General features: G+C 65.3%; 6 protein-coding genes and 1 pseudogene. 6 read left to right on the top strand and 1 reads right to left on the bottom strand.

The features are described 5' to 3' along the window. The 5 genes from EOD07_RS21095 to EOD07_RS21075 all read left to right on the top strand — a co-directional run. A partial coding sequence (locus EOD07_RS21095) for a CvpA family protein (protein WP_164772400.1) occupies positions 1-482 on the top strand: 482 nt, incomplete at its 5' end. 114 nt (positions 483-596) lie between these two features. Next, entirely contained in the window at positions 597-2,078 is a 1,482-nt protein-coding gene (gene purF, locus EOD07_RS21090; protein ID WP_127236836.1) for an amidophosphoribosyltransferase, read from the top strand. Between the two features lie 85 nt (positions 2,079-2,163). Further along, positions 2,164-2,907, top strand: a complete 744-nt coding sequence (locus EOD07_RS21085; RefSeq protein ID WP_127236835.1) for an SDR family NAD(P)-dependent oxidoreductase — start codon at positions 2,164-2,166, stop codon at positions 2,905-2,907. A 77-nt stretch (positions 2,908-2,984) separates the two neighbouring features. Next, a complete protein-coding gene (locus tag EOD07_RS21080; protein ID WP_127236834.1) occupies positions 2,985-3,626 on the top strand; it encodes a hypothetical protein in 642 nt (213 codons plus the stop codon). Positions 3,627-3,854: 228 nt separating this feature from the next. Then, a complete protein-coding gene (locus EOD07_RS21075) occupies positions 3,855-4,079 on the top strand; it encodes a hypothetical protein (protein WP_040984608.1) in 225 nt (74 codons plus the stop codon). A 145-nt stretch (positions 4,080-4,224) separates the two neighbouring features. On the opposite strand, the gene EOD07_RS21070 is transcribed toward EOD07_RS21075, so the two are convergent. Then, positions 4,225-4,731 carry an OsmC family protein gene (locus EOD07_RS21070; protein ID WP_127236833.1) on the bottom strand — a complete coding sequence of 169 codons (507 nt, stop codon included), beginning with the start codon at positions 4,729-4,731 and terminating at the stop codon, positions 4,225-4,227. A 257-nt stretch (positions 4,732-4,988) separates the two neighbouring features. Between EOD07_RS21070 and EOD07_RS21065 the strand changes: the two are divergent. After that, positions 4,989-5,392, top strand: a pseudogene (locus EOD07_RS21065) (peptidase S10); the annotation flags it as partial.

Below are 5,392 nucleotides of genomic sequence, written 5' to 3'. Positions count from 1 at the left end.
CCGCCGGCATCGTCTTCCTCATCGCGCTGATCGTCGTCTCCGTCATCACCATGAAGCTCGCCGACTGGATCATCGATTCGCGTATCGGCGCGCTCGACCGGACGCTCGGCTTCCTCTATGGCGCGGCGCGCGGCGTCTTGGTTGTCGCGGTGGCGCTTTTGTTCTTCAACTGGCTCGCCGGCGCCAAGGCGCCCGCCTGGATCGCCAACGCCAAGTCGCGGCCGCTGCTGGAGACGATCGGCGCCAAGCTCGAGAGCGTGCTGCCGGAGAACACCGAGGAACTGGTCAACAAATACACGCATAAGGGCACGCCGCAGGCCGGCGCGCCGGCCACGACCGACCAGCCTGCGGCCGAGCCGCCGGCCACCGGCGACGACAACGCGACGGCGCCTGATGACAGCGAGGGCGAGGCCCCGGCCGACAACGAGCCGGCCCCAGCGCCTGCCCCGGCTCCGGCCCCCGCTCCAGCGCCGGCAAATTGAAATCCAGGCCAGCCACAGCGTTGGCCTGAGGCATTTTGTGAATGCCTGACGGCGTACGTTGCGTTCAGCCGGCGATAGCCCTATATGGCAGCTTTAGCGGAGCTTGAGCACCAGATGGCAGACTCAACGGCAGATAGAGGCAAAGTCCTTTCCGCCGAGGCCGACGACCATTTCCATGACGAATGCGGCGTGTTCGGCATTTTCGGCCGGCAGGACGCGGCGGCCATCGTCACACTCGGCCTTCACGCCTTGCAGCATCGCGGCCAGGAAGCGGCCGGCATCGTCTCCTATGACGGCACCCAGTTCCATGTCGAACGCCATGTCGGCCTGATCGGCGACACCTTCACCAAGCAGAACGTGCTCGACCGCCTGCAAGGCAATCGCGCCATTGGCCATACGCGCTATGCCACCACCGGCGGCGCAGGCGTCCGCAACATCCAGCCTTTCTTCGCCGAGCTCGCCGAAGGCGGGTTGGCGGTCGCCCATAACGGCAACCTCACCAATGCGCTCACCGTGCAGCGCACGCTGCAGAAGCAGGGCTCGATCTTCTCCTCGACCTCCGACACCGAGACGCTGCTGCACCTGGTCGCGACCAGCAAGGAGCGCGATTTGAACTCGCGTTTCATCGACGCGGTACGCCAGGTCGAGGGCGCCTTCTCGCTGGTGGCGATGACGGCCAAGAAAATGATCGGCTGCCGCGATCCGCTCGGTATCCGCCCACTGGTGCTGGGCGATCTCGACGGCGCCTGGATCCTCGCTTCCGAAACCTGCGCGCTCGACATCATCGGCGCCCGCTTCGTGCGCGACATCAAGCCGGGCGAGATGGTGGTCGTCACCTCCAAGGGCATCGAGAGCATCTTCCCGTTCGAGCCGCAGAAGACGCGCTTCTGCATCTTCGAATATGTCTATTTCGCACGGCCGGATTCGTCGGTCGAAGGCCGCAACGTCTATGAGGTGAGGAAGCGCATCGGCGCCGAGCTCGCGCAGGAAAACCCGGTCGAGGCCGACATCGTCGTGCCGGTGCCGGATTCCGGCACGCCGGCCGCGATCGGCTTCTCACAGGCCGCCGGCATTCCCTTCGAGCTTGGCATCATCCGCAACCACTATGTCGGCCGCACCTTCATCCAGCCGGGCGATTCGATCCGCCACATGGGCGTCAAGCTGAAGCACAACGCCAACCGCCGCATGATCGAGGGCAAGCGCGTGGTGCTGGTCGACGATTCGATCGTGCGCGGCACCACCAGCCAGAAGATCGTGCAGATGGTGCGCGACGCCGGCGCGAAGGAAGTGCATATGCGCATCGCATCGCCGCCGACCAGCGCATCCTGCTTCTACGGCGTCGACACGCCGGAGAAGTCGAAGCTGCTCGCATCGCGCATGTCGGTCGAGGAGATGGCGGAATTCATCCGCGTCGATTCGCTCGGGTTTCTGTCGATCGACGGACTCTACCGCGCCGTCGGCGAAGCACGCCGCGACAACGACCAGCCGCAATTCTGCGACGCCTGCTTCACCGGACAGTACCCCACCCGCCTGCTCGATTTCGAAGGCCACGACAATGTGCGCACGCTGTCGCTGCTGGCGAGCGGCGGGTCGTAAGGCGCAATATTTGTTTTGACGCAATTCCGGACGGAAAACCGTCAGACACTTTTCCCGGAATTGCTTAGCTCACGGACAATCTCGCATGACCCTCGACCTTTCCGGCCGCGTGGCGGTCGTAACCGGCGCCTCGCGCGGCATCGGCTATTTCATCGCCAGGGAACTGGCGGCGGCCGGCGCGCATGTGATCGCGGTGGCGCGCACGGTGGGCGGCCTTGAAGAGCTCGACGACGAGATCAAGGCCGGTGGCCGCGGACAGGCGACGCTGGTGCCGCTCGACCTGACCGACATGCCCGGCATCGACCGGCTGGGCGGCGCGATCCATGAGCGCTGGGGCAAGCTCGACATACTGGTTGCCAATGCCGGCATGCTCGGCGTCATCTCGCCGATCGGCCATGTCGAGGCCAAGACGTTCGAGAAGGTGATGACCCTCAACGTCACCTCGACCTGGCGGCTGATCCGTTCGGTCGATCCGTTGCTCAGGCTCTCCGACGCCGGCCGCGCCATCATCCTGTCGTCCAGCGCAGCGCATTCGGCGCGCGCCTTCTGGGCGCCCTATGCGGCTTCCAAGGCCGCGGTCGAAACGATGATGCGGTCCTGGGCGCATGAGACCGAGAGCCTGCCGCTGAGGGTGAACGCCGCCGATCCGGGTGCGACCCGCACGGCTATGCGCGCTCAGGCCATGCCCGGCGAGGACCCGGAGACGCTGCCGCATCCGTCCGAGATCGCCAGGCGCATCGTGCCGCTGGCGAGCCCGGACCTGAAGGAGACGGGCCTGATCTTCCGGGCCAAGCACAACCGCTTCGTCTCCTACCGGCAGCCGGAATAAAAGGAAGCTCAGACCGGATTAAACCGGGCTCCGGCAACGTTCTTCGAATGCAAGGCATTCGAAACCGGAGGACCGACATGCGTAGACTTCTTCTCGTTGCCGCCATCGCCACTGCCGCGGCGCTTGCCGCATCTGCCGGCGTGGCCTTCTCGCAAGACAAGACCATGAGCTTCTTCGTCACCAGCGTCGGCTCCGGCAAGGGCGCCGATCTGGGCGGACTGAAAGGCGCCGATGCCCATTGCGCGTCGCTGGCGGAAGCAGCCGGCGCCACCGGCAAGACCTGGCATGCCTATCTTTCCTCCAGCACCGAAGATGCGCGCGACCGCATCGGCAAGGGCCCATGGTTCAACGCCAAGGGCGAGAAGATCGCCGACGATGTCGCTTCGCTGCACAGCGATGCCAACGGCATCACCAAAAAGACGGCGCTGACCGAAAAGGGCGAGACGATCAACGGCCGCGGCGACACGCCGAACCGGCATGATATGCTGACCGGCTCCAAGCCCGACGGCACGAAGATCGCCGACCAGACCTGCGGCGACTGGACGATGAGCGGCGCCGAAGGTGCCGCCATGATGGGCCATCATGACCGCACGGGGCTCGACGATTCGGCGGCGGCGAAGTCGTGGAATTCCTCGCATGCCTCGCGCGGCGGCTGCAGCCAGGACGCGCTGAAAGGCACCGGCGGCGACGGGCTGTTCTACTGTTTCGCGGTCGAGTGAGCGGCTAGGTCGGGTCATCGTTTCGCGGAAACGACGAACCGATCTATCCATCTCTTTGTTGACGCAATTCCTGACGGAAATCCGCTTCACACTTTTCCTGGAATTGCTTTGGTTCACGGGTCTGTGAACGGGGCGGTGGAAGCGTGTTGCGCCGCCCCGCTTTCGTCACTCCAAGGGAGTTGCTAGGATCGGTCCGACTCCGACATTTCAGCAAAGCGAGGAATTCCCATGGCTGCTACTCCCAGCGTAGCGTTGGTCTGGTATCTGGTGATCGCAGGCCCGCAAGGCGGCATGGTGGTGCTGCCCAGCACCTTCGACACCCGCGAACAGTGCACCAACGCCATCACCGAATATCAGAAGCAGCCGACACCGCAGGGCTGGGCCGTGCAATGCGTGCCGAGCGCCTCGCCGTTTACTGACGAAGGGGATGCTGAAGAGCCCTCGGCGCAGTAGGTAGCTCTTCCCCTCACCCAGCCTCCGCTTCGCTCGGCTGACCTCTCCCCACTGGGGAGAGGAGGCTGTCGGCGCCGACACCAACCTCTTCTCCCCACCGGGGAGAAGGTGGCCGCGCAGCAGCCGGATGAGGGGGCGTCGCGCTTCAGCGCTGTGCGCTCACGCTCAATGACGGCTTGTTGTTGATCGTCTGGAACACCACGCAGTATCGCTCGGTGAGCTTCATGAGCGAATCGATCCGCTCCTGCGGCTCGTCGGTGTCGAGGTCGAATTTCAGCCTTATCTCGCGAAAGCCGACCGGCGCGTCGCGAGCAACGCCGAGCGTGCCGCGAAAATCGAGGTCGCCCTCGGCCTCGACGGCGGCATTGCCGAGCTTGAACTCCAGCGCCGTCGCCACCGCTTTCAGCGTCACGCCGGCGCAAGCGACCAGCGCCTCCAGCAGCATGTCGCCCGAGCAGAGCTCGAGGCCCGAGCCGCCGGTGGCGGGATGAAGCCCGGCAATGGCGAGCGCCCTGCCCGTCTCCACCTTGCAGGCGATCGACTGATCGTCGAGCGTGCCGCGGGCTCTCAGCGTGATCAGCGCCTTGGCGGCATCGTCGCGATAGGCGTCCTTGAGCGGAGCCTGCATGGCCTTGAGCGCGGTTGCATCCATTTTGTTGTCCTTTCGATCCGTCTTTGACGGTAGATAGCACATAATTCCAGCTTGGGTTCCTCGCCTCATGAAATGGGGAGAGGTGGCTCGGAGAAGCCGAGACGGAGAGGGGAGCGTCCCACGAAGGCCCCCTCTCCGTCCGCTTCGCGGACACCTCCTCCGCCCTTGGCGGGGCGAGGAACCAAGTCTTGAGACGCCCCCTTTGACATCCGCCGCCCTAGCCATACCTTTGCGGATGCCATCCCAGCGGAGCTCTCATGCGGTCCAAGCTCATCCCCCTCGCCCTCCTGGCGCTCGCCGCCTTCGCGCAGCCGGCCTTCGCCGAAACACCGGAACGGCCGGCACCGACCGGCGGCGTGCTGTCGCTGTTGCCGCCGCCGCAGGTGACCGAGCATTCGATCACGCTTGGCGGGCGCAAGCTGGATTACCAGGCCAAGGCCGGCACGCTGTCGCTCTTGTCCGGCAAGGGCGAGGTCACGGCGGAGATATTCTATGTCGCCTACACGCAGCAGTCGCCAGCCCCGGCGAAAGAGCGGCCGATCACCTTCGTCTTCAACGGCGGGCCCGGTGCTGCTTCGGCCTACCTGCATCTCGGCGCGATCGGGCCCCGCATCGTCGAGACCGCCGCCGACGGCGAATTCCGGCGGCCGCCCCAAAAGCT

The organism is Mesorhizobium sp. M2C.T.Ca.TU.002.02.1.1, assembly GCF_003997225.1.
The sequence above is the reverse complement of the archived record's forward strand: the minus strand, read 5'-3'. Positions and strand labels throughout refer to the sequence as shown.